Genomic DNA, 22,312 nt, shown 5'->3' on the forward strand with positions numbered 1-22,312 from the left:
AACCTTAGAAGCTTTGAGGCCCCGGTTTGTAGCCGGGGCCTTTGTTTTTGGTTATGATAAAATTTTAGATAAAATTGTTACAAGTCAGGTTAGCGCAAGTTCGACAAAATATACCAGTATTTGAGATAAGCTTTCTTAAGCTTTGTCTCGTGTTGGTTGTTTTGAGTTGTGCGGTGCTTGATGTTAAGTAATCAGTTGAATATCTCCAGGCTGGCAGATCAGGAAGCAGGTCAGGTTGACCTTTCCGTGCTCACATCTGAGCAGAAGCTCGAAGGCTTGACGTTTGCATTGCGGGGCAATGAGCGTTTCTGGAGTTCTGTTGTTGCGCTGGCGCGGGATGTGCTTTTTGAGCAAGAAGGGCAGCTTCGTCAAATCGAGTGCGGTGCGAATACGATTGTAGCAATCAATGCAACGGCTGATCGGGTGAGCAAGCGCTTAAAAGAGCAGGGCTGTGGTTTGACTGTAAATGGTCTGCCGAGTATTCAGCGCATCACCCACGCAGACGCATATACCTGATACTCTTGGTTTTCTTCGAAATAACTTGTATTGCCTCGGAGAAACCGTGGATTTTCGCCCAATGTAAATCCTGATCACGTTCGCGCAAGGTTGAAAAGCGAAGGTAGCGCCATTGATACACCTGCAGAGGTCGCAATGGCAGCTCGTGAAAACGCCGAAAAAATCTATGGTAATCTGGCCGAGTTAGGTGCAAAGCGCCTGATGGTGCTCGCTTTTATTGGGTTATTTACGTTTGTTGCGATTGGCGCAGCAGCATATCTCTTGTCCCGTCCGGAACAGGAAGTTCTCTACGCTAACCTGGAGAGGGATGATGTCACTCAGATCGGTATGGCGTTGCAGGCCAGCGGTGTTCCGTTTGATGTAAATGCAGACGGTACGTCGATTTCCGTTGGTGTTGGCGCAACGGCTCGCGCTCGTATGCTGCTGGCGGAAAAGGGTCTGCCGCGCGGATCGGGTGCAGGTTATGAGCTCTTTGATGAGATGGGTTCCCTGGGGCTGACATCCTTTATGCAGAGCGTGACCAAAGTCCGTGCGCTTGAAGGTGAAGTTGCTCGCTCAATCCAAAGTATGCAGGGCGTTAAAGCTGCTCGTGTGCATTTGGTTCTTCCGGAAAAAGCAACGTTCAGACGCGAGAACCAAAAGCCAACAGCGTCCGTTCTTATTCGCACCGAGGGTGTTCAGACAAACTCGGTTGCACAATCTATTCGTTACCTTGTTGCGGCTGCAGTTCCGGGTCTTACCGCAGAAGCTGTGACAGTTCTTGATACTGAGGGCCAGCTTCTTGCTGCTGGTGAAGATGCGCAAAGCGCGTCCACTGGCCGTAAGGCAATGTTGGAAGCCGACTTGGCGTCGCGTAAGGAAAATGCGATCCGCCAGGCGCTGGCGCCTTATCTCGGTGTAAACAACTTTGAGGTCAGTGTTTCTGCCTCTGTGAATACAGACAATCAAAGGGTTTCCGAAACCTCCTATGATCCCGAGACGCGTGTTGAGCGATCTTTCCGCGTTGTGCGCGAAAATGCGAGTGCCCAAAATGCAAGTCTGGAAAATCCAACCACTGTTGAGCAAAACCTTCCTGAGGAAGCTGTTTCATCACAATCCGGTGAGCGTTCTTCAGAGGAAAATGAACGCCGTGAAGAACTGACGAACTACGAAATTTCCTCACGTACAGTTGAAACCATCTTTGATGATTATCGCATTGATCGCATGAGTATCGCTGTGCTTGTGAATCGTGATCGCCTTGTTGAAGAATTAGCGCGTCGTGTCGAGGGGCAAAAAGGCGATGCTGTTGTTGATGGTGCCGAAGCAGATCTGACCGAAAAGGTCGAAGAGATCGAAGAAATTATCGCAACAGCAGCCGGTGTTGATGTCGCGCGTGGCGATAAGGTTTCTGTTTCTGCCGTGAACTTTATGCTGGCTGGTGAGCAGCTTGCCGCTATTCCAGAGCGAACCTGGCAGGATGTGTTGATACGCAATATGGGATCAGTGGTCAACGCTGGTGCAATCCTTATTGTTACGCTGATGATTATCTGGTTCGGTCTGCGCCCAGCTGTCGCCTTCCTTATTCCAAAATCTGAAGAGGTTGAAGAAGGTTTGCCAGTTGGTGCCAACTCCAACGCTGTTCGTGATGGTGAGATTGAAGGCGAAGATGGCCAGTTGCCAGATTACACAAACGGGGACGGCATGTCTGGTGAAGGCGTTGATGCGACCGTTGTAAACCGTGATAATCTTCGCAAGCTTGAGCGTGCTGTCGAGATGGATGACATGCAGGCTGCAATCATTCTGAAGCAGTGGATGTATGATCAGGAGCGTGCTGGATGACACGCGGCATCAACGACTATCTAGCAGACTTTACGACAGATACAGGCGTTACCACCAAAGACCTTCAGGATATGCAGGAAGTGATCTCCATGCTTCCGAAAGGGTATGGCGAAGGTGGGGACTGGGTTAACCGTGTCTTCGAGGCTTATGAAAATGGGTTCTCAGAGGGAGAAGAAGCTGCCAAGTCGGGTGCAGATGAGCGCGTCAAGAAGATGCGTGAAGAATTAGACGTTGAACTGATCGAGCGAGAAAAAGCATTCAAAGAAGGGGAGGGCGAGAAGTTAAAGGAAGCTTTTCAGCAGTCTCTCGTCGAAATTGAAGACAGGCTGTCTAAGTCAGTCTCCGAAATTCTGGTTCCGTTTATCGAAGAGAGCGCACGGGATCGTGCTGTGACCTCATTGGTGCAGGTCGTACGTCGACAACTCTCTGAAACGCCTGAAGTCGTGCTTGAGGTAACTGGGCCCGAACATTTATTTGATTTGTTCGGTAAAAAAACTGGCGAACTTTCAAACACAATTAAATTTTCTGAAAACTCCAGCACTGATCTTGTGGTGAAGGTGTCTGACATGGCGCTTTCCACCGGCCTATCGGAATGGTGCGAGGAGCTTCGCAGTACGCTGGGAGAGTAGTAGCCATGGCGTTGGAACCACAAGAACTGATTATCGTTCGCAGGCGTAACAGCGACATGATCACCGTCCCTAAGTCAGGTGTTTGGAAGATTGCCTATGCAGATTTTGCAACGGCGATGATGGCATTCTTCCTTCTCATGTGGTTGGTTAATGCATCTGATGAGGCTTCACAGCGCGGTATTGCAAGCTACTTCAATCCGATCAAATTAGTAGATTCTACCGCAAGTCCTAAAGGTATTCGGGACCCTGAAGAAATACCGTCTCCTCTTGAGAGTGAAGAGGGTGTAGACAACGGCAAACCCGTTGGCGCTGGCGGTATCGAAAAGAAAGGCCCTACATCGGGCGGTGGTGCGAACAGGCCAGAACCTGTTTCCGATCGCGAGACCGGTGAGAATTCAAAACTCGCTGGTGCAAACGCGGAAGATGGTGGTGTTAAGCCAATCAATGCCATTAGTCGTGATTATGAGCGTGATGCCCGCTACAGTGAAGCGCAGCTTTTTGACAATCCTTATGCAATCCTTGCTGCGCTCGCTGCAGAAGCAGAATCTACTGTCGAGACAGACGGCTCCCCTGGCACAGGTGGTTTAGGCTCGCTCAAGATGGCGAAGACCCCAGTTCTCTTCGCACTTCCTAACCGTGATCCGGATGGACAAGGTTTGGCTGACGGAACCAGTTTCCGCGATCCGTTCGATCCTTCTGGTTGGCAAGAAGATGAGCTGCCAGGCAATGCCCCTTTACTTGCTCAAATTCCGATCCTTCATGAAAAAGAAGAAGGTATTCCGGCGAATGAGTTGACCGCAGAGCAAATCAAAGTCTTGGAAGAAGCTTCCGAACTGGCGCGTGGAGGTAAGAACCTTCCGGCAGTTTCGGGCGAGGCGTCCGCTGAGAATTCAGTGATTGTAATCGGTGATGCTCCAGACGGTGAAGGTGAGAGTTTTGCCGAGGGAGAAATTCTGAAGCAGCTTGCTCAGAGTCAGGCAGACGCAGATGGCGAAGATGCTGTGATGACGCGCCTTGTTTTCGCTGAAGTGAAAGCAGGAACAGCAGCCGCTGACGATGCTGAGCAGGATGTTCCGACACTGATCGAAGACGCTGAGGAAATTCAGAAAAACGCAAGCATGAAGGTTGATATAAAACAGCCTGATCTTGTTACAGAGCCAGTTGAACCGGCTGATGCCAAGCTTGAAGCTGTTGCAGTAATGCCTGCCGCAAAGCCTATAGAGCCATCTCAGAAGTCCGAATCTGGTGATGATGAGGACGACGAAGGCAATAAACAGCTGGTCTCTCTGGCGAACTCCGTTGGTGAAGCGCTTGAAGGAATGAAAACCGGAGCGAGCATTGAATTCACCCACTCTCAAGATGGCGTTCTGATCCGCATCATGGACAATGACGACTTTGGAATGTTCGCCGTCGGGTCCTCTGAGCCTCATCCGGATGTTGTGAAAGCGATGGAGCAGATCGCGAAGGTTCTTGAAGAAGAGAACGGTGAGATCGTCATTCGCGGCCATACAGATGCACGGCCATTCAAATCCAAGCGCAACGACAACTGGCGTCTGTCAACGGCTCGTGCCCACATGGCTTATTTCATGCTCACTCGGGGTGGTTTGGATGAAAATCGTATCGTAGGCATTGAAGGCTATGCAGACCGCCGTCTGAAGGACGTCGAAGAGCCATACGCTCCTCAGAACCGCCGCATTGAAATTATGCTGATGAAAGGGAAGGCTTGATGCTGGTTAGCGCTGCAAGAAAAGCTGGAACTTCGCTCCTGAGATCTGGACTACTGACCACTGCACTGATTTTAGCCGCAAGTCCTGTTGCGATGAACCTTCAGCCAGCATCAGCCCAGATGGTGTCAACAGCGGATCCTGATCTAATGGTTCTGGAGCTGCAGATTCTTCAAGATGAGATCATTAAGGGGAATCTGGAAGCTTACAACTTGCTGCAACCTTCTCTCATTGTGATTGGTCGTCGGTTCCTTCGCCTGGATCCTGAGATTTGGAAGTTGGAGAAAAACTCGCGTGCTGCTGTGTCATTTATGCTCAGTGGTGGATCTGGATCGGTTTTTCAGGAGCTTGCGGTTCAGGGTGTAAAGTTTACAGGTGATCCAAACCTGTTTGCCGGCGCCATGGCCTACTCGCAAGGCAATCGCCAAATGGCGTTGAACTTGTTGTTAAAGGTCGATCCAATAACGCTTCCGGTAGCTGTTGCAGGTCAGGTGGCTCTGGCGCAGGCGATCTTGATTTCCAATAATGACCCGGCAGGCGCACAACGTTATTTTGATCTTGCGCGCTTGATGATGCCTGGGACGCTTGTGGAAGAGAGCGCATTGCGCAGGCAAGCGCCAATGGTTGCAGAGCTGGGTGATACAGAAAAGTTCGAGAGACTGTCTCGTCGGTATCTGTTCCAATATAGCTCCTCTGTATTTGCCTCTGAATTTCGGGACACGGTCGCTGATGTGATCAGCGGGTCTGATTACCTGAAGCAAGAAGATGAGTGGGACCGCGTGTTCCAACTGGTATCGGAGTTTGACGAGGAATCTCAAAGCATCCTTCTCCTTCGCCTCGCCAAAGCTGCTTTGATCAGTGGGAATACCGCTTTTGCAGTTAAAGGTAGCGCCGCATTTCTTGAGCTGAATTCAGATGATGCAGAGCGTGTGAGCGAAGCCAAGCTTTATCTTTCTGCTGCCAAAGCTTCTGGTGAAGAATGGGAACAGGCAATCTCCGGTTTGGTTGAGGTAAAGGCTGCAGATTTAAGTGCGGGTAACCAATTGATCCAGGCTGCTGCAATCGCTATGGCAAATACTATTCGAGAATGGCCACAGCCAGAAACGCCTGCTGCCTCCGAGTATGTCCCTTACGTTCCACACGTTGGGCTGGATGAGAAGCTTTATGACACTAATGTGTTAGTCCCATTTAAAAACGCACTAAACGATGCAGATGAAGCACTGAAAGAGGCCGAGTTTTGATGAATGCAACTCTTCCCAATGTAGATCGTAGTGCTTCTGCTAAAGATGCAGCAGATACTCGTAAAGATTTCGCTCGTGCCGAAAAAGATGACCCATCGAACGGGTTTGATAAGGTCATCGATAAAGTTCGCGATGACAAAAAAATCCCGGATCGTCGAGATACTTCTAACGAGAAAAAAGATACAAAATCTGCATCAACAGAGAGTAAGTCTGATAAAAGCGATACTGATGCTTCAGAAGCTCTCAAAGACCTTTTGAAAAAGGCTGGCGCAGGTTCATCTGACGCCGACGGAGCTGACGATACTGTTGCGAAAGGTGAGGCTGAAGCCGCTCAAAAGGCTTCAAGCGCTGCAGAATTGCTTACGGATGAGTTGTTGGCCAAGCAGCTTGTCGTTAATGCAGCAATGACAGCTGAGCAAAAAGCTGGATTGCAGATGAGTTCAGTAACCGGCCTCGCTAATATGACCGGATCCGCCGTCACCAGTCGAGATGGGACGATGGCTCAGGTCTTGAACGCGTTAAGCTCAAAAGAGTTGAAGGCCTTGAACGGCGAAGCCGATGCGAAATCGGGTACCGCGAAAACGAGCGGAACTGCTCAGGGGCAGGGTGCCTCAGAAGTAAGCAGTCTTAAGTCTGCTAATGCTGGCCCAAAGCTTGAAGGCAGCGGTGCAATCAATTTGCCTCAGGCAGAAGGAAACGCAACTGGAGCTAAGCAGCTATCAGCTGACTTTCTGCTAAAGCAAGGCAAATCGCAACCAGACGCCTCTGTAAACCAAAATGCTGGCAAGCCTGCAGTGGGCGGTGAAGTTAAAGTGGTCAGTCTTGAGACACATCTTCCACCTGCTGAGTTGGGACGTCCTGCGCAACAGGTCGCCAGTGCTTTGTCCAAGCAACTCTCTCAGGCGGCATCTGCAGCAAATACAGCTCAGGAGTTGGCAGCTCAAGCTGCTGATGCAAAAGCGGCAAAGCCTGTTAAATCGCTCGAGATCCAGCTGCGGCCGGACAATCTTGGTGCTGTTCGTGCAAATATCCAAATGCGCGGTGGTGAGTTGGAAATCTCTCTTGTCACGAACACCCGGGAAGCAGCAGATATGCTGAAGGGTGATCGACAGGCATTGGCACGTGTTCTGCAAGATGCTGGTTATCGCACTGAGACACAAAACATCACCGTCAATTTCAAAGAGGAAGTCTCTGATCAAATGCGTCAGCCTGGGCAAAATCAGGAACGGTTCGGTCGGGGAGAGAACTCTGATGGAGATAGCGGTGAAGCTGGGGCTCAGCAAAACTGGGAGGACCAACCACATGCGGATCATGCCGGGGTAGGGCAGAATGAAGCGGACGCTCAAGATATTCGCAGCGGCATCTATTTGTAGTCTGATAGCACTCTCTGCGCAGGCGGCTGGAAAGAAGAAGGCCGTCCGCCTGTGTGAGCGTCAGATGCAGGAAGCAGCACAGCAATACAACGTGCCGCTTGGGATCCTTTATGCGGTTGGTCTGACTGAGACAGGCCGCAAAAACTCATTACATCCCTATGCTCTCAATATTGCTGGCAAGGCCTACTTCGCCGACAGCGCAACAGAAGCGCTCGCTGCGATTAAGAGATCGCGAAATCGGGGTGTGAAACTGATTGATGTTGGCTGTATGCAGATCAACATTTACTACCATCTCAGTAAGTTCTCCGATCTCCGTGCAATGCTCGATCCTTCGCAAAATGTTGCTTATGCAGCAAGATTTCTCTCTGAGTTGAAGCAGCGTGAGAAGAGCTGGACCATGGCCGTCGCCAGGTACCATGCCGGGCCAAACAACAACCCTGCACAAAAGCGTTATGTATGCCGCGTGATCAAAAATATCGTCGCGTCCGGTTACGGGAGCTGGACGCCGAACTCATTAAAATTTTGTAAATAATTCAACAGGTTTCGGGTCAGGCTCAGACAAGATTAACAAGCTTTACTGCCACGAGTTAATTTTGCAATTGATGTAGCCAGGAGCACACCATGGGCCTCTACGGAATTATGAATACCAGCGTGTCAGGTATGAACGCGCAGTCGAACAAACTCTCAACTGTCGCAGACAATATCTCAAACGCGAACACCGTAGGCTACAAACGCTACAAAACAGCATTCTCGTCTTTGGTCGGTTCTGGCGGCGGCTCAGGTCACGAATCCGGCATCGTGAACACAACCGTTGTTCAATCCGTCCGCCAACAAGGCGCCTTCAACTTCACCTCCCGTGGTACTGATCTCGCGATCAACGGCAACGGTTTCTTTCAGGTAGAAGATTCGCAGGGTGGTACATATTACACCCGCGCTGGCGACTTCGTTCTTGATAAGAACGGTCAAATGGTGAACTCAGGTGGCTATAAGCTGCTCTCAGCGGGCGGTGCGCCCGTTACTGTTGATCTTAGTACGCCAGTTTGGCAAGCGAGTACTCAAGGTGAGTTAGGTGTCAATTTGGCATCCAGTACACCAGCGCCAGCGGCGATCCCAACTACCGGTGTTCCTGATGGTGACTATCGGACATCTATTACGACGTTTGATCAGAACGGTAATGCGGTTAAGATTAATGTTGTTTATACAAAGCGGGACCAATCGACCGATCCTGTGACTGGTGATGTTACTAGCTCAACGTGGCTGGTCGAAGCTACGGATAAAGACGGTAACAAGATAGATCCAACTACTCCTCCGACACCAGCAGCTCCTGGTGAAGTGATTTTGCAGTTTGATGGTGACGGGAATTTAGCTGCGGGCTCGCCAACGGATTTTGTCTTCAAGGTGCCGAACGGTGAAGTGGTTACACTTGATTTGAGTAAGACAGTGACCGCTGGTGATAAATCTAGCCCAAACAAAATTGATGTTGACGGATATTCGCCATCAACTATTCAAACTATTCGCATTGAATCCGATGGGCGTGTATTCGGCGTTTACGGTAGTAGTGCGGAAAAACTCCTTGACCAAATCCAGATTGTGAACTTTTCGAACCCTGATGGGCTTCAAGCAAAGAGCGGTAATGTCTACGCTGCTACCGATGCATCTGGTGATCCTGCTATTGGGTTCCCTGGTGATAATGGTTTCGGTTCTTTGTTTTCCGGTGCTGTTGAAGGGTCAAACGTTGATCTTGCAGCTGAACTGACAGAAATGGTTCAGGCTCAGCGCACATACAGCGCGAACACAAAGGTGTTCAATGCAAGCTCTGAGTTGCTCCAAGAACTGAACAACCTGCGCTAGGGGCTCCGATATGTCTCTTACTTCTGCAATGCTCACGGCGCAATCGTCCATCGCAGCTCGCTCAGCTGAGATGGCAATTGCGTCACGTAATGTCGCTAATGTCAATAATCCAAGCTATGCGCGGCAAGAAGCGGTAGTTCAGAATATTGTAACCGACACAGGTTCGGTTGTTTACGTTTCTCATGCTTCTCGCATGGTGAATCAGGCTGCATTTAAAGCAACGTTGAAAAGCGGGAGTGCTGCAATCGCTTCTGGTTCATATGCAAATATGCTTGATCAGCTCAATCCTTCTGGACAAGTGCCATTTGGTATGAGTGTTGCTTCGAGCGTAGGGTCATTGAATGAGGCATTGGTTGCGTACGGCAACGATCCATCAAATCAGGTTCTTGGTCAGTCAGCAATCAATTCTGCAAATGCTGTAGTCAATGATATTAAGCAGTCAGCAGAAAGTCTGAAAAGCACACGTCTTGAAGCTGATGCTGCAATGGGGCGTGCAGTCGATAATATTAATAACATCCTTTCCGATCTCGAAGGGGTGAATAATAAGATCGTATCGGGATCTGCTGCTGGTAAAGACGTGAATGCGCTTATGGATCAGCGCGATGAAATGCTGAAGGTGCTTTCTGAAGAGATTGGTATCGAAGTTCTCGATCAAGACAACAATGGTGTGGCTGTCTATACCGATAGCGGCATCACTCTGTTTGAGAAAAGTCCTCGCGAAGTCTCATTTGATACTTCTCTTTCGTTAGGTTCGGGAGAGGTCGGTAAGAATGTGCTCGTGGATGGTATTGCCGTCGCAGGCCCAGGTGCAACTGCACCTGTTACTGGCGGAGCGATAGCAGGGTATGCGAAAGTTCGTGATGATGCGCTTGTAACAATGCAAACGCAGCTCGATGAAACCGCAAAAGCACTCGTTGATATCTTCCAGGAACATGAGCCAGCTCCCGCTGCAGGGGTTGGTGATGGTCTGTTTACATTTGTTGTAGGCGCCGGTGATCTTGTTAGTCGTTTAGAGGTGAACAGTGCAGTCGATCCAGCCAAAGGTGGAGATGTAAAGCTCCTGCGTGATGGCGGAATCAACGGTGCAACTTACAAACATAACACTGCTGATAATGCTGGGTATTCTGATCTTCTGAAGAGTTACGAAACAGCGTTCAATCAAGAGCGTACTTTCGATCCGGCATCAGGTGTTAATCCAACTTCTACACTCAAAGATTTTGCGGCCAACACCGTAAGTTGGTTTAGTGCTGAACGAAAAATGGCAACGGAGAGTTCTACTCTTGATGCGTCTGCTTTCAATTCGAACGCACAAATGTTGTCCAATAAAACAGGCGTTAACATCGATACAGAAATGCAGCGCCTTTTGACGATCGAGACGGCTTATTCCGCTTCGGCGCGGTTGATGACTGCGGTTGATAGAATGTTCCAGGAGCTGCTGGGGGCAGTAAGATAAGTATGGTTTATTCAGTTTCTACATTATCAAGTTCACTTCGTCTGTCTGACTATCTTATCGATCAACGAGCGCGGTTAGATAAAGCTGTTATCGAAAACGCGTCCAAAAAACACGCTGATATGGGCCTGACATTAGGTGCGCAGACAGGAGCTGCTGCTTCTTTTCGCTCTGAGTTTTATCAGCTGGAAAGTCAGTTGGATACAAATCGGCAGCTGGTCACGCGACTGGACGTAATGGATACAGCGTTGGATAATATGCACAACAGTGCTTCAACGTTCAGATCAGATCTTATTGCGCTGAAAAGCAACTCGAACAACTTAAAAACTGCCTCCAATCTCGCTTATACTGAATTAGATAAACTGACCAACTCTCTCAATACGAATGTGAGTGGGGTTTTTGTTTTCGGTGGAATTAACACCGGGACTGCTCCGGCTACTGATTTTCAGTTTAAGTCACCAGGTGCTCCTGTCCCATTAGGGCCTGAAGAGCAGATCGAAAAGGTGTTTGACGACTATTTCGGTTATGGAATTGATGATCCTGCGACTGCTTCTATTCCTGCCTCAGGTGATCCATTGGGCAAGGATTGGGAAACTTTCCTGGAAAGTCCAGCTTTTAAAGACATATTCGGTGCTGACTGGACAACCCACTGGTCGTCCGCAACTGATGAAAAAATGACTTCGACGATTGAAAATGGCGTCACAACAACTGGATCAGGTTCCGCAAATGAGAAGGCTTTTGGAGAATTAGCCGAGGGGCTTTCGATTGTTGCGGTGTTCGGAAAACTAGATCTCAATGTTGAAGCTGAGAAGTTTATTACTGATCGTGCGGTTAACAGCCTAAACGGCGGTGTCGATAAGACGATTGCTATAGAAGCACAAAACGGTGCAATTAAAACGAATGTTGAGCGGACGAATTCTGACGTCATTGCTAAGAGAGACGTTTTGAATGTGCGCATCAACGACTTGGAAAATGTTGATGAAAACCGAGCAGCTGTTGAGCTGAGCCTCGCACAGACACAACTCGAGGCAACTTACGCAATCACTGCTAAAATCAAAGACCTGAATATATTGAAGTATTTGTAGGTGTTTAGAGAAATTTTTAGAACACGCTGGGAGTGCTAAATGTATCAAATGTCTTATGCTGAAACGCTTGAAGACTCCTCTGAAGACAGAAGAGGGCAGGAGCGTGAACTGTTTTCACTGGTGGTTGCACAACTGCAAGCAGCTAAAGATGCTGGAAGTAGCTCTAATGAGGCAGCACAAGCATTAACTTCAGTCCATCGACTGTGGAGTATTCTAATCGACGATCTGGGTAATCCTGAAAACGCGCTTCCTGCCGAGTTAAGGGCTGATCTAATTTCAATCGGAATTTGGTGCGTGAAGCAGGCTGATTTGATCAGGTCGGGAAACTCCGATGATTTTCATAGTCTTATTGAAATCAACGAGCTTGTTCGTGACGGCTTGAGTTGAGCGAGGGAATATCCAATGCGTTTGCACTTAAAAGCGGGTGAGAAGGTCTTCATCAATGGTGCTGTTCTGTCATTTGAACAGAAGACTTCGGTGAAGCTTTTGAATGACGCGAGTTTTCTTCTCGAAGCTTATGTTATGCAGCCAGAAGATACGACGACTCCTCTGCGTCAGTTGTATTTCTATATTCAGACTGCGCTGATTGATCCTAAGACGGAAATGGATAGTCTTCAGCGAGCTCTCTTAATGCTTGCATCTATCCATATGGCAATTGAAAATACTGAACTTCTTGAGGGGCTTGCGACTGTTGAAGCTCAGATCAAAAAGAAACGCTATTTTGATGCACTTCGCACGCTGAAGAAGCTTTTTGAGATCGAGATGGCGATCTGGTCCGAAAAGCAAGAGGATGATCAGCCCGAAACAGTTGTTATGCCGTTCGCTCGTGCAGTTGGCGAGAATTAAAGGACAAAAACATGAGTGTTGATCCAGTATCTTCCGCAAATACTACTCAAAACAATGAACCTGTCTTCAAGCCGCAGGGCAGTGAGCAAGCTTACTTAGATTACAATGCGTTTCTAATGCTGTTCATGGAGTCTCTTAAGAGTCAGGATCCGACAGATCCGTTGGATACTGCTGAGTATATGGGCCAGTTGGCGCAGTTCTCCGCTGTGGAGCAGTCCACTAAAACGAACTCGCATCTGACATCCATGCTTCAGCAGAATTCCATCAATCAGGCCAATAATCTGATCGGTGCGACGGTGGAAGTGCCGAATGCGGATGGTACGGAAACCATGACGGGTAAAATCAAGTCCGTTCAGATCCTCACAGATGGCTCGATTGCAACGTTGGAAGACGGGACAAAAGTGGCTCTGGTGCCTGGTATTCAGATTTCGCGTCCTGCACCTGCTGCGACGACTGACACCGACACCCCTGCTGATACCGACACTCCTGACGAGTCTGATGCTACATCTTAATGGTGAAGTGAGATCATAAAGCAATGAATGAGGCAGATGCACTCGATATTGTGCGTACCGCAATTTGGACTGTGATTACAGCAACTGGTCCCGCCGTTGGTGGGGCCATGTTTGTTGGTTTGATTATCGCTCTGTTTCAAGCGCTCACACAAATTCAGGAAATGACACTTACGTTCATTCCGAAGATTGTTGTGATCTTTATTTTGATTGCCATGACTGGCCCGTATATCGGCTCCCAGATATTCTCGTTGACCGAGATGGTCTACGGACGGATCGAATACGGGTTTTAAACCTTCTTTTTCAGGTTTGCCGCAATAAGCAAGGAGGGGATAGCTCACGCTGATTTCCCTCCAGACCACCCTCACACAAGCTTCCTTCTCCAATGTTTCGGCCTAAGTAGCGCAGTATGCTTATACCGAATTGAAGGGTGCGAATGTCTCAGACAGTGACGGGAATTGCTGCTCCAAACAGCAAACGTGATATTGGATTTGCAGTCGGAATTATCTTCATTCTGTCTGTGCTATTTCTTCCCATGCCGACGTTCATGATCGATTTCGGTCTTGCAATATCAGTTGCATTATCGGTTTTGATCTTGATGGTTTCGCTTTGGATCCAGCGTCCCTTAGAGTTCTCTTCATTCCCAACCATTTTGTTGATCGCGACCATGCTTCGGCTTGCGCTGAATATTGCGACAACGCGCGTTATTCTGGCAAACGGCCATGAAGGACCGCTCGCCGCTGGGTATGTGATCAACGGCTTTTCTCAGTTTGTCATGAGCGGTGACTTTGTCATCGGCCTCATCGTCTTTGCGATCCTTGTAACGGTGAACTTTTTGGTGATCACCAAAGGTGCAAGTCGTATCGCGGAAGTTGGTGCACGTTTTACCCTTGATGGTATTCCCGGCAAGCAGATGGCGATTGATGCCGATCTGTCTGCTGGTATGATTGATGACAAGGAAGCGCAGCACAGACGTGCAGAGCTGGAAGAGGAAAGCTCCTTCTTTGGTGCCATGGACGGTGCCTCAAAGTTTGTGCGCGGTGATGCTGTCGCTGGATTGATCATCACCGTTGTGAATATTTTGGGTGGCATCGTTATTGGCGTTACACGCTACAACATGGACTTAGCTGAAGCTGCCGACGTTTTCACGAAGCTGTCTGTTGGTGATGGTCTTGTTTCGCAGATTCCGGCGCTGATCGTTTCTCTTGCAGCAGGTCTTCTTGTCTCGAAAGGTGGGACCAGAGGGTCAGCTGAGCAAGCTGTAATGGGGCAGTTGGCTGGATATCCGCGCGCGCTCGCTGTCGCGTCACTGCTGCTTTTATTACTTTCGCTGCTTCCGGGGCTTCCATTCCTGCCGTTTGTTTTCTTGAGCGGTGTGCTTGGGTTTTCTGCCTACGTTATTCCGAAAAGGGCAGCGGAAGCCAAGGCGGAGCTCGCGAAAGCCGAGCTGCAAAAAGTTGAGATGCAGAAGGAAGTCAAGAAAGAGTCCGTGAAGGACAGTCTTGAACTTTCTGAGATTGAGATGCGTCTTGGCAAGCAGCTCACAGCCCGTCTTTTGGCCGCAAAGCCTGAAATTGGAAACCGCATCAACAAGATGCGTAAGAAGTTTGCTGAGCAATACGGGTTTGTGGTTCCAGAGATCAAGGTTACGGACAATCTCAATCTGGAGCCGAAGAGTTACGAGTTTCGTATCCACGGTACGATTGTCGCTTCTGAGAACATCAAAGTTGGTGAACTGATGGTGATCGGTGGCAATCGGGAGCTGCCAGCTCTTCCGGGAACCGAAACCCGCGAACCTGCGTTTGGTATGCAGGCTATGTGGATCCCGACCGCTTTTGAACATGAAGTAAAACGTCAAGGTTATACGACCGTCGATAACCTTTCAGTTGTGCTGACACATCTGTCTGAAGTGATCAGAAATAACCTGTCGCAGCTTCTCTCTTATAAAGATATGCGTAAGCTGTTAGATCGCCTTGATCCGGCTTACACACGCCTGATCGATGATATCTGCCCGCAGCATATCTCATACTCTGGCTTGCAGGCCGTGCTTAAGCTGCTGCTTGCAGAGCGTATCTCCATTCGAAATCTGTCACTGATCATGGAAGCGATCGCGGAGATCGCACCTCATGCACGCAGACCTGAGCAAATTGCTGATCACGTGCGCATTCGCATGGCGACACAAATTTGTGGTGATATTGCCGGAGATGGGAGCCTCAAAGTGCTCCGTCTGGGGAACCGCTGGGACCTTGCATTCCATCAGGCACTTCGCCGCGACGCAAATGGTGAAATCATTGAGTTCGATATGGAGCCTTCGCAGGTTGAAGAATTCGCAAAAGACAGCGCTGAAGTTATTCGAGAGCATATCTCTTCAGGTCAGCGATTTGCTGTCGTCGTTGCTCCGGAAGCACGTCAGTACGTGCGCATGATCACTGAACGTATGTTCCCCGCACTGCCAATTCTCTCTCATATGGAAGTGGCCCGCGGCGTTGATATCGAGGCATTGGGATCAATTTCGTGACCTTGGAAAATGCTCCTGAGGCAATCCTAAGTGTCTTCGTGGTCTTTTGCCGCGTCGGAGCATGCCTCATGGCCATGCCGGGTTTTTCGTCGCCACGTGTGATGATCCGTGTTCGCTTGTTTATAGCAATATCTGCAACCCTGGCGATCTCTCCTCTCATATTGGAGGTGGTTGAGCCAATCATCTCAGCTGCGCCTTTGGATGAGTTGCTGCGCATCATTTTTGTTGAACTGTTGATCGGACTGTTGATCGCAGCATTCGGACGAGCCTTCTTCGGCATGCTTCAGATGATGGTTGGTGCGGCGGCGAATGCCTCCAGCTTCAACCAGCCTGTCACTATTGTCGAAGAATTTCAGCAGCTACCACCGTTAGCATCTTTGGTTACGCTCACTGCAACTGCCATGTTGTTTATCACTGGTGCGCACGCTGATGTCTTTGTTGGACTTGCCGAGAGCTATCGGACAATTCCGGTGGGGGGGGAATTTGTTCCCGCAGCAGCGGTAGATCAGTTCTCAACCAAGCTGATGCAGGGCCTGTTGCTGGCATTGCGTATCACAAGTCCGTTTTTGATCTACGGTGTTGTTGTGAACCTGACCTTGGGCCTCACCAACAGACTGATGCCTCAGATGCCAGTCTACTTTGTAGCACTGCCTGTTGTTATGATGGGGGGACTTTTCATCCTCTGGCAGATCATAACTGAGCTGTTGCGCCTGTTCTATGCAGGGCTCGGCGACTGGTTGGTATTGCAGTAAAGCCATGGATAAAGCACGCATCACACGCCTCCGGCGCATTTTGAAGGTTCAGGAACAAAAAGAGCAGATGATCAAATACGACATCGCGGTTCTTGATAGCGAAATTCAACGGTGCGACGAAGAGAGCGAGGAGTTGGTTAGCCACTGGGGACGTCATGAAGGGGAGTTGCGTGAAGTGATGAACCGGGCGATCTCCAGGCGTCTGGAGACCAATAACAGAAATAAGTCTCTGAAGGAAAAGCACAAGGGCGAGTTGCTCGGCAAGTTGCTTGATCAGAAGCGGCAGACCTCCATGACCGAAAAACATCATGGCAAAGCTCTGGTGTCTTATCACCGGACCGAAGAGAAAAAGCAGCTTCAGGAAATCGCCGAGCTACAGGCGGCGCCTAAGAAGGTCAGGCCCAGATAAGTCTGAGAAATTAGGGTCTTTCCAATTATATATGCCTTCTTTTGACTAGTGGGAGTGCTCATGGCCATTCAGCCTGTCAGCGATCTTGTTCTGGACGTAATAAATCAAGCCGACCCTTTTGAGGTCAGAGCTGCCACGCGCTCTCTTAAGGCTCCCGCCGTCGTTTCAAAGGATTTGCCTGTCTCTGAGCCATCATGGGCCTCAAGCAGCTTCTCCAGATTTATGGCGGAAGCTGACAATGCATCCGGCACGGCTCAAGCAAGAGGGCAGGAGGGCATTGAGAGCTTAAAATCAATGGCCAACCGCTACTCCAAGAAGCTTGAGACAGCTGATCTCGGTGAGAAGCTGGAAAGTGCTGTCTTGCAGACCTTCGTAAAATCCATGCTGCCAAAGGAGACTGAAAACGTCTATGGCGGCGGGACAGCGGGCACCATGTGGAAAGGCTTGATGGCGGAGCAGCTCGCGAACCAACTCGCCAAAACAGGTTCTCTTGGTCTGGCAGAAATGCTCCTGCCAGATACCATTCGTCCAACTCTCCCAAAGCAAGAGGCATAAATGTCTGAGATGATCGACAGTGAGCACAAGGAACTGGTTTTACATGACGAAAAACCAGTGGTTCAGGATACTGGGCAGCTTGATGACACCGACGCTTACATCTTGCCGGAAGACTACATTGCTCTTTCAAAAAGTATCGGACGTGTAGACAAGCTGCTGTCGACTGAAAATGAAGCTCTGATCGGCAAAGGCGATATTGATCTGGAAGAGAGCGCCTATCTCAAAGGCCGCGCGATGCTTGATCTTGATATGGCGGGCAAGGCAGTTGGCCCTGAAAACTTGCCAAGCGAGATCGTTGTCCGGCTTCAGGAACTTCAGGATAAGCTTGCAGTTAATATGAAGTTGCTGTCGACCCAGCTTAATGCTGTCAAAGAAGTATCTGGTCTTCTGTCACAAGTGATGAAGGATCATGACTCTGATGGCACCTATGAATCTCTGGTTGGAAGCTGGTAAAAACGTATGTTGAAAGTTCTCGTAACCGGAGTTTGGATCTGTCTCGTCACCGTCGGTGCAGCCTACTTTACAGCTCTGTACAAGACCGACTTTGATCCGATGCTGCAAAAGAATGCGCATTTGGAAGGACTGGATTATCAAAGCACACCGACCATCAACGTTCCGGTGCTCGAAGATGGCAAGATCCACGGTTATATTGTGGCGCAGTTTGTGTTCACGGTTGATAGTGAACTGCTTGCAAAGCTGGCGGTTCCACCTCATGCGTTCATCGTCGATGAAGCTTTCCGTATCATTTACAGCAAGGCTGACAAAGAGTTCGCCCAGCTAAAAAAATCTGACCTGAAGGAGTTGACCGACGAGGTCCGTGACCGCGTCAACGAACGCTTCGCGACAGATATCGTGCAGGACGTCCTCATTCAGGACTTTACATTCCATGTGCCTGCGAGTTTGAGGGACAACATTGTTGAAAATGCTGCCAAACAGGCAGCGGCTTCATAATGTATCGACGATGATGATTATCTAGATGAATTGCCAGTATAAAATTTTGCACCGAGCCGTTGGAGTGGTCGACGTACAGGACGAGGGGCGTGATATCAAAGCCAACGCTGTGGTCGTCATGCGCCCTGGAGCTGCCCCTCCCTCCTACGAGATCCTTTACGCTCCTATTAAGCTCTCTCAGATGTCTGCGGGGATGGTTACGGGAATGACATCTCACGGTGAGGTGCGTTTGCGGCTCTCAGGCATTTACGGTGCAAAGCGACCGGTAATTCAAACAGATCAACCATACTTGGTTCTGCTCGGGGCAAGCGGGCGCAACGCCCGGATCGATACCTTTAAAATGCCAAAAACTGAGCAATAAAAAAGCGGAGCACAGGCTCCGCTTTTTGCTTATTGATTGAGATCTCTGAACCTAGGCGTTGTCGCCAGTCTTTTCAGCTTGCTTGACTGCAAAGTTGGTCAGATGGTCCATCATCTCGACAGCTGCCGCTTCTGCCTTCTCTGCATCGTTGTTTGCCAAAGCTTCAGCAAGCTTATGATGGCGAATAGCAGAATCTTCGAGCTTTTCAGCACCGCGGAAAGCACTCCAGGCCCGGCGGCTCATAGTCTGCAGCGGAGCCACAGCGCGAGCTGTAAACGGGTTCCGAGAGACGGCACAGAGCACTTCATCAAAAACCTTATCTGCACGCAGATAGCCTTTCACATCGCCTGCACGGGCCTGCGCAAGGATTTCTTCAGCACACTGGTGCAGAGCTTCGCGCTCTTCTGCAGTCGCACGCTTCACGGCGGAAGCGACGAGGAGCTGCTCCAAAGGCTTTCTGGTTTCCAGAACCAGAACGTACTCGGAAGTCTCAATCTCAGAAACAAACAGGCCTTTGCGCGGGCGAATAACGATCAGCCCTTCGGTTGAAAGGCGTTTGATGGCCTCGCGCACTGGAGTCCGGCCGATGCCGGTCCGTTCGCAAAGGTCACCTTCAGTCAGCGCCATGCCAGGCGCAAGGTCAAGGTTGACGATCAGCTCTTCAATCAGACGATAAGCTTTATCGGCAAGGCTCTCCTTTTTATGGGTCGCCAGTATCTGCTCAATAGCCATTGGGTTTCTTTCTCATCCAGGCTTTTTTGTTCTCAGGTGCTGTTCAAAAAAGGACAGCAGTGGCAGCCCTTATAGGCGGCGGAACAGAAAATTGTATTGTTCACTCTCGTAACGTTGAGTGATCCACGAAAAAAGGGCCTGCGTTCAAGCACAGCAGACCTGTCATCTCTTAATATCAGGTTTCCCCTTACCTGAGTATACCTATCTTTGCTGATGTTCAGCAGGAAAATAGTTTCCTCTTAGTATAGGAAAAGCCTGTTTGCTCAGTAATGTGGAGGTTTCTGGTTCGCAGGTGTTTGTTCAACCAGATCCTGAATATCAAGCAGGTGGTCCTTCATCTGTCCCATTGCTGAGACGAGTCGGTCAAGAACCTGTGCCTGATTGGAGACCACATCATTGAGTGTTTCGATCGTTTCGTTCTGGTGTGCGATATGCATTTCCAGTTCGTCGACCCGTTCCTCAAGACTCTTACTCATAACTTATCCTAGAGCGTATCTCCTTGAAGAGCCAGTCGGTTCGCAAAAGAGGATACGCATACAAATAACTGAAATGACCTAAGCCAAAGGCAAGTTGCTTCAGTAGGCGTCGTAGGGGCAGGGGTCTTCCAAAACCTCAAACTTGTCAAGTCTGGGGAATGCGGCAGCGCAATAAAAATTCAAAAACACGCAGGATACGGATGTTCTATGGCATCTCTTGTGGGTTTATCCCGTTCTTTTTTACAAGGCGCTATCGATATCTCGCAATATTACCTATCTGGCTAATTGCAATTTGTGTTGATTTCTGTTGGTTATCCTATAGGTAAAGATTAGGAAGAAAACGAGAAGCCGTAAACGCAATGACAATTTGGTGATATAGTGTCGCCGTTATGGTAATGCTTTACGGCGACGTTAGGTAACGTCAATCAAGTTCTTCAATGTTAGGGGGATGCATGTCTGAGAGAAGAGAAGAAACGCTGAACCCTCTCGCGGAAGCGGAAAAAGAAACGGGTCACGCCGATCAGGAACTTTTTGGAATTGGCGATCTGGCTGAAGAGTTTGAGATTTCTACCCGATCCATCCGGTTTTATGAGAGTAAAGGTCTGATCTCACCTCAGCGCGTCAATGGTGTGCGTATCTATAACCGCAAAGACAGAGCGCGCCTGGCGTTGATCCTGCGCGGTAAAGCGATTGGTTCCTCTCTCTCCGAGATCAAACACTTCCTGGACCTTTATGGTCAGCACGGGGAAGGGCACCGCCAGCAGCTTGAGTACCTTGGTTCTCGAACCGGGGAAGTGCTGAAGGAGCTGAGCGCGAGAAAAGAAGCGCTGGAAGTCACGATCTCCGAAATCCAGTCCATACATGACGAATGTATGGCTAAGCTTTCAGAAGAATAAAAACACTCCAAAACCAGTTGGATAACAGGCTTGTGTGACACGCAATACGCGTATCTGCAGGTCTGAACTCGTATAAGCTACTGATAGTATTGTGTGAAAACTGTTTAAATAATCAAGTTCGATTCTAAAGTATAATTACGACACCGCAAATATGTGGTAAGAATACCTATGTAATTTCAGGTAAGTAAGAAGGAATAAAACAACCTGAGGATGCAGTTCTAGGTAGTCGTACCGATTAGACAGTGCTTCTGAAATTTTTAATTATTTCCGAAGTCAGAAACGAAACTTAATGTTCTAAAATCGACCATCGAAGAATTAATCGCATATGATTGTGCGATGTCGTTGATTTGGTTTGAGCTATGAGTGGGTAATCTCGTCGCGGAATTACGTGCAAGCCGAAATCGAAAAACCTGAAGAATGTATCTCGCAGGGAAACCGCGTCATGCATCTTTATGTGGAGAAGACGGCCTTCCATCCTTCCGTTGCCGGAGTAGTCTCTCAAAGCCAAAATCCCTGAATAAACTGCAGCAATAAGCAGTGTTGAAGAACAACTGGAACAAGCAATAAAACGGAATGAGAATACCAATGTCCTTGAAAAAAAGCCTCTTGCTTGGTGGTAGCCTGTTCGCAGCAGCAGTTGTGGCTGGCCCTGTAATGGCAAAAACTCTCGTGTACTGTTCTGAAGGATCTCCGGAAGGCTTTACACCCTCTCTGTACACCGCAGGCACCACATTTGATGCAAGCTCGCGTCAGATCTACAACAAGCTGGTGGAGTTCAAGCCTGGCACAACCGAAGTTGCTCCGGCACTGGCTGAAAGCTGGGAAGTTTCTGAGGATGGCAAGGAATACACCTTCCACCTTCGCAAGGGGGTAAAATTCCACGACACAAAGTGGTTCACACCAACCCGTGATTTCAATGCCGATGACGTGATCTTCTCATTCGACCGTCAGGGCAACAAAGAAAACCCATATCATAACGTGTCTGGCGGTACCTACGAGTACTTTAACGCCATGGACATGCCTGACCTGATCGACAGCATTGAAAAGATTGACGACTACACCGTCAAATTCAAGCTGACCCGTCCAGAAGCACCAATGATTGCGAACCTGGCAATGGACTTCGCCTCCATCCAGTCTGCTGAATACGCAGACGCAATGGTGAACAGCAAGGACACCTTTGATCAGAAGCCAGTTGGTACCGGTCCTTTCCAGCTCGTTGGCTACCAGAAAGACGCTCTGATCCGCTATAAAGCAAACCCTGATTACTGGAATGGCAAAGCGCCACTCGACAATCTGGTCTTTGCAATCACACCAGATGCATCTGTGCGCTATCAAAAGCTTGCTGCAGGTGAATGTCAGGTGATGGCATATCCAAACCCGGCTGACCTGGATGCAATGTCCAAAGATCCAAACGTCACCCTTCTGCAACAGGAAGGTCTGAATGTTGGCTACATGGCCTACAACACCCAGCAGGCACCGTTTGATAATCCAAAAGTGCGTAAAGCGCTGAACATGGCTATCAACAAGCAGGCTATTCTGGATGCTGTGTTCCAGGGTGTCGGTCAGATCGCGAAAAACCCAATCCCGCCGACAATGTGGTCCTACAACAACGAAATCGTT

Annotated in this window: 25 protein-coding genes; 23 read left to right on the forward strand and 2 right to left on the reverse strand. The window is 49.2% G+C overall.

Annotated features, from left to right (window positions below; translation table 11 throughout):
* The first annotated feature begins 180 nt into the window (after nucleotides 1–180).
* The 21 genes from PsW74_RS21280 (at nucleotide 181) to PsW74_RS21380 (ending at nucleotide 18,588) form a co-directional block, all read left to right on the forward strand.
* Nucleotides 181–516: a hypothetical protein gene (locus tag PsW74_RS21280; protein WP_063288337.1), complete on the forward strand. Its 336-nt coding sequence runs from the start codon at nucleotides 181–183 to the stop codon at nucleotides 514–516.
* Between the two features lie 135 nt (nucleotides 517–651).
* Entirely contained in the window at nucleotides 652–2,334 is a 1,683-nt protein-coding gene (gene fliF, locus PsW74_RS21285; protein WP_063288338.1) for a flagellar basal-body MS-ring/collar protein FliF, read from the forward strand.
* Nucleotides 2,331–2,963, forward strand: a complete 633-nt coding sequence (locus PsW74_RS21290) for a hypothetical protein (protein ID WP_063288339.1) — start codon at nucleotides 2,331–2,333, stop codon at nucleotides 2,961–2,963. The genes fliF and PsW74_RS21290 overlap by 4 nt, the downstream gene beginning before the upstream one ends.
* A 5-nt stretch (nucleotides 2,964–2,968) precedes the next feature.
* A complete protein-coding gene (locus PsW74_RS28970) occupies nucleotides 2,969–4,690 on the forward strand; it encodes a flagellar motor protein MotB (RefSeq protein WP_063288340.1) in 1,722 nt (573 codons plus the stop codon).
* Entirely contained in the window at nucleotides 4,690–5,928 is a 1,239-nt protein-coding gene (locus PsW74_RS21300) for a hypothetical protein (RefSeq protein WP_063288341.1), read from the forward strand. The genes PsW74_RS28970 and PsW74_RS21300 overlap by 1 nt, the downstream gene beginning before the upstream one ends.
* Nucleotides 5,928–7,301 carry a flagellar hook-length control protein FliK gene (locus PsW74_RS21305; protein WP_063288342.1) on the forward strand — a complete coding sequence of 458 codons (1,374 nt, stop codon included), beginning with the start codon at nucleotides 5,928–5,930 and terminating at the stop codon, nucleotides 7,299–7,301. Before PsW74_RS21300 ends, PsW74_RS21305 begins: the two co-directional genes overlap by 1 nt.
* Nucleotides 7,258–7,833, forward strand: coding sequence for a transglycosylase SLT domain-containing protein (locus PsW74_RS21310; RefSeq protein ID WP_063288343.1), 576 nt, complete (start codon nucleotides 7,258–7,260; stop codon nucleotides 7,831–7,833). The genes PsW74_RS21305 and PsW74_RS21310 overlap by 44 nt, the downstream gene beginning before the upstream one ends.
* Before the next feature lie 89 nt (nucleotides 7,834–7,922).
* Complete coding sequence (locus PsW74_RS21315; RefSeq protein ID WP_063288344.1) at nucleotides 7,923–9,152, forward strand: flagellar hook protein FlgE; 1,230 nt, start codon at nucleotides 7,923–7,925, stop codon at nucleotides 9,150–9,152.
* A 10-nt stretch (nucleotides 9,153–9,162) separates the two neighbouring features.
* Entirely contained in the window at nucleotides 9,163–10,605 is a 1,443-nt protein-coding gene (gene flgK, locus PsW74_RS21320) for a flagellar hook-associated protein FlgK (protein WP_063288345.1), read from the forward strand.
* Nucleotides 10,606–10,607: 2 nt separating this feature from the next.
* Nucleotides 10,608–11,687 carry a flagellar hook-associated family protein gene (locus tag PsW74_RS21325; RefSeq protein WP_082830665.1) on the forward strand — a complete coding sequence of 360 codons (1,080 nt, stop codon included), beginning with the start codon at nucleotides 10,608–10,610 and terminating at the stop codon, nucleotides 11,685–11,687.
* A 39-nt stretch (nucleotides 11,688–11,726) separates the two neighbouring features.
* Nucleotides 11,727–12,074, forward strand: a complete 348-nt coding sequence (gene flaF, locus PsW74_RS21330; protein ID WP_063288346.1) for a flagellar biosynthesis regulator FlaF — start codon at nucleotides 11,727–11,729, stop codon at nucleotides 12,072–12,074.
* A gap of 15 nt (nucleotides 12,075–12,089) precedes the next feature.
* Nucleotides 12,090–12,533 (forward strand): flagellar biosynthesis repressor FlbT, encoded by a 444-nt coding sequence (gene flbT, locus PsW74_RS21335; RefSeq protein ID WP_063288347.1) that lies wholly within the window; start codon nucleotides 12,090–12,092, stop codon nucleotides 12,531–12,533.
* Nucleotides 12,534–12,544: 11 nt separating this feature from the next.
* A complete protein-coding gene (gene flgD, locus PsW74_RS21340; protein WP_208981850.1) occupies nucleotides 12,545–13,045 on the forward strand; it encodes a flagellar hook assembly protein FlgD in 501 nt (166 codons plus the stop codon).
* 23 nt (nucleotides 13,046–13,068) lie between these two features.
* Entirely contained in the window at nucleotides 13,069–13,335 is a 267-nt protein-coding gene (gene fliQ / locus PsW74_RS21345) for a flagellar biosynthesis protein FliQ (protein ID WP_063288348.1), read from the forward strand.
* A 143-nt stretch (nucleotides 13,336–13,478) separates the two neighbouring features.
* Nucleotides 13,479–15,560 (forward strand): flagellar biosynthesis protein FlhA, encoded by a 2,082-nt coding sequence (gene flhA / locus PsW74_RS21350; protein ID WP_063288349.1) that lies wholly within the window; start codon nucleotides 13,479–13,481, stop codon nucleotides 15,558–15,560.
* Nucleotides 15,557–16,312: a flagellar biosynthetic protein FliR gene (locus PsW74_RS21355; protein WP_208980745.1), complete on the forward strand. Its 756-nt coding sequence runs from the start codon at nucleotides 15,557–15,559 to the stop codon at nucleotides 16,310–16,312. The genes flhA and PsW74_RS21355 overlap by 4 nt, the downstream gene beginning before the upstream one ends.
* Before the next feature lie 4 nt (nucleotides 16,313–16,316).
* Nucleotides 16,317–16,721, forward strand: coding sequence for a hypothetical protein (locus PsW74_RS21360; RefSeq protein ID WP_063288350.1), 405 nt, complete (start codon nucleotides 16,317–16,319; stop codon nucleotides 16,719–16,721).
* A gap of 60 nt (nucleotides 16,722–16,781) precedes the next feature.
* Nucleotides 16,782–17,276, forward strand: a complete 495-nt coding sequence (locus PsW74_RS21365) for a rod-binding protein (protein ID WP_063288351.1) — start codon at nucleotides 16,782–16,784, stop codon at nucleotides 17,274–17,276.
* Nucleotides 17,277–17,729 carry a hypothetical protein gene (locus PsW74_RS21370; protein WP_063288352.1) on the forward strand — a complete coding sequence of 151 codons (453 nt, stop codon included), beginning with the start codon at nucleotides 17,277–17,279 and terminating at the stop codon, nucleotides 17,727–17,729.
* Between the two features lie 6 nt (nucleotides 17,730–17,735).
* A complete protein-coding gene (locus tag PsW74_RS21375) occupies nucleotides 17,736–18,227 on the forward strand; it encodes a flagellar basal body-associated FliL family protein (RefSeq protein ID WP_057466040.1) in 492 nt (163 codons plus the stop codon).
* A gap of 64 nt (nucleotides 18,228–18,291) precedes the next feature.
* The gene (locus tag PsW74_RS21380) at nucleotides 18,292–18,588 is read left to right on the forward strand and encodes a hypothetical protein (protein WP_208988087.1); all 297 of its coding nucleotides are present in this window, start codon (nucleotides 18,292–18,294) and stop codon (nucleotides 18,586–18,588) included.
* 51 nt (nucleotides 18,589–18,639) lie between these two features.
* On the opposite strand, the gene PsW74_RS21385 is transcribed toward PsW74_RS21380, so the two are convergent.
* Both PsW74_RS21385 and PsW74_RS21390 read right to left on the reverse strand, forming a co-directional pair.
* Nucleotides 18,640–19,320 (reverse strand): GntR family transcriptional regulator, encoded by a 681-nt coding sequence (locus tag PsW74_RS21385; protein WP_063288353.1) that lies wholly within the window; start codon nucleotides 19,318–19,320, stop codon nucleotides 18,640–18,642.
* A 263-nt stretch (nucleotides 19,321–19,583) separates the two neighbouring features.
* Nucleotides 19,584–19,796: a SlyX family protein gene (locus tag PsW74_RS21390; RefSeq protein ID WP_057466042.1), complete on the reverse strand. Its 213-nt coding sequence runs from the start codon at nucleotides 19,794–19,796 to the stop codon at nucleotides 19,584–19,586.
* Between the two features lie 452 nt (nucleotides 19,797–20,248).
* Between PsW74_RS21390 and PsW74_RS21395 the strand changes: the two genes are divergently transcribed.
* Together PsW74_RS21395 and PsW74_RS29940 are read left to right on the forward strand one after the other, a co-directional pair.
* A complete protein-coding gene (locus tag PsW74_RS21395) occupies nucleotides 20,249–20,692 on the forward strand; it encodes a MerR family DNA-binding transcriptional regulator (protein WP_057466043.1) in 444 nt (147 codons plus the stop codon).
* Between the two features lie 585 nt (nucleotides 20,693–21,277).
* Nucleotides 21,278–22,312: ABC transporter substrate-binding protein (locus tag PsW74_RS29940; protein WP_275505983.1), on the forward strand; the 1,035-nt coding region annotated here is incomplete at its 3' end.

It is taken from the genome of Pseudovibrio sp. W74, assembly GCF_001623085.1.
In the GTDB taxonomy this organism is placed as follows: domain Bacteria; phylum Pseudomonadota; class Alphaproteobacteria; order Rhizobiales; family Stappiaceae; genus Pseudovibrio.

What these genes read in the sequence shown, in the direction of transcription:
- PsW74_RS21280 (WP_063288337.1), top strand. Translation starts at nt 181, where the DNA reads ATGTTAAGTAATCAGTTGAATATCTCCAGGCTGGCAGATCAGGAAGCA.
- fliF (WP_063288338.1), top strand. Translation starts at nt 652, where the DNA reads ATGGCAGCTCGTGAAAACGCCGAAAAAATCTATGGTAATCTGGCCGAG.
- PsW74_RS21290 (WP_063288339.1), top strand. Translation starts at nt 2,331, where the DNA reads ATGACACGCGGCATCAACGACTATCTAGCAGACTTTACGACAGATACA.
- PsW74_RS28970 (WP_063288340.1), top strand. Translation starts at nt 2,969, where the DNA reads ATGGCGTTGGAACCACAAGAACTGATTATCGTTCGCAGGCGTAACAGC.
- PsW74_RS21300 (WP_063288341.1), top strand. Translation starts at nt 4,690, where the DNA reads ATGCTGGTTAGCGCTGCAAGAAAAGCTGGAACTTCGCTCCTGAGATCT.
- PsW74_RS21305 (WP_063288342.1), top strand. Translation starts at nt 5,928, where the DNA reads ATGAATGCAACTCTTCCCAATGTAGATCGTAGTGCTTCTGCTAAAGAT.
- PsW74_RS21310 (WP_063288343.1), top strand. Translation starts at nt 7,258, where the DNA reads ATGAAGCGGACGCTCAAGATATTCGCAGCGGCATCTATTTGTAGTCTG.
- PsW74_RS21315 (WP_063288344.1), top strand. Translation starts at nt 7,923, where the DNA reads ATGGGCCTCTACGGAATTATGAATACCAGCGTGTCAGGTATGAACGCG.
- flgK (WP_063288345.1), top strand. Translation starts at nt 9,163, where the DNA reads ATGTCTCTTACTTCTGCAATGCTCACGGCGCAATCGTCCATCGCAGCT.
- PsW74_RS21325 (WP_082830665.1), top strand. Translation starts at nt 10,608, where the DNA reads ATGGTTTATTCAGTTTCTACATTATCAAGTTCACTTCGTCTGTCTGAC.
- flaF (WP_063288346.1), top strand. Translation starts at nt 11,727, where the DNA reads ATGTATCAAATGTCTTATGCTGAAACGCTTGAAGACTCCTCTGAAGAC.
- flbT (WP_063288347.1), top strand. Translation starts at nt 12,090, where the DNA reads ATGCGTTTGCACTTAAAAGCGGGTGAGAAGGTCTTCATCAATGGTGCT.
- flgD (WP_208981850.1), top strand. Translation starts at nt 12,545, where the DNA reads ATGAGTGTTGATCCAGTATCTTCCGCAAATACTACTCAAAACAATGAA.
- fliQ (WP_063288348.1), top strand. Translation starts at nt 13,069, where the DNA reads ATGAATGAGGCAGATGCACTCGATATTGTGCGTACCGCAATTTGGACT.
- flhA (WP_063288349.1), top strand. Translation starts at nt 13,479, where the DNA reads ATGTCTCAGACAGTGACGGGAATTGCTGCTCCAAACAGCAAACGTGAT.
- PsW74_RS21360 (WP_063288350.1), top strand. Translation starts at nt 16,317, where the DNA reads ATGGATAAAGCACGCATCACACGCCTCCGGCGCATTTTGAAGGTTCAG.
- PsW74_RS21365 (WP_063288351.1), top strand. Translation starts at nt 16,782, where the DNA reads ATGGCCATTCAGCCTGTCAGCGATCTTGTTCTGGACGTAATAAATCAA.
- PsW74_RS21370 (WP_063288352.1), top strand. Translation starts at nt 17,277, where the DNA reads ATGTCTGAGATGATCGACAGTGAGCACAAGGAACTGGTTTTACATGAC.
- PsW74_RS21375 (WP_057466040.1), top strand. Translation starts at nt 17,736, where the DNA reads ATGTTGAAAGTTCTCGTAACCGGAGTTTGGATCTGTCTCGTCACCGTC.
- PsW74_RS21385 (WP_063288353.1), bottom strand. Translation starts at nt 19,320, where the DNA reads ATGGCTATTGAGCAGATACTGGCGACCCATAAAAAGGAGAGCCTTGCC.
- PsW74_RS21390 (WP_057466042.1), bottom strand. Translation starts at nt 19,796, where the DNA reads ATGAGTAAGAGTCTTGAGGAACGGGTCGACGAACTGGAAATGCATATC.
- PsW74_RS21395 (WP_057466043.1), top strand. Translation starts at nt 20,249, where the DNA reads ATGTCTGAGAGAAGAGAAGAAACGCTGAACCCTCTCGCGGAAGCGGAA.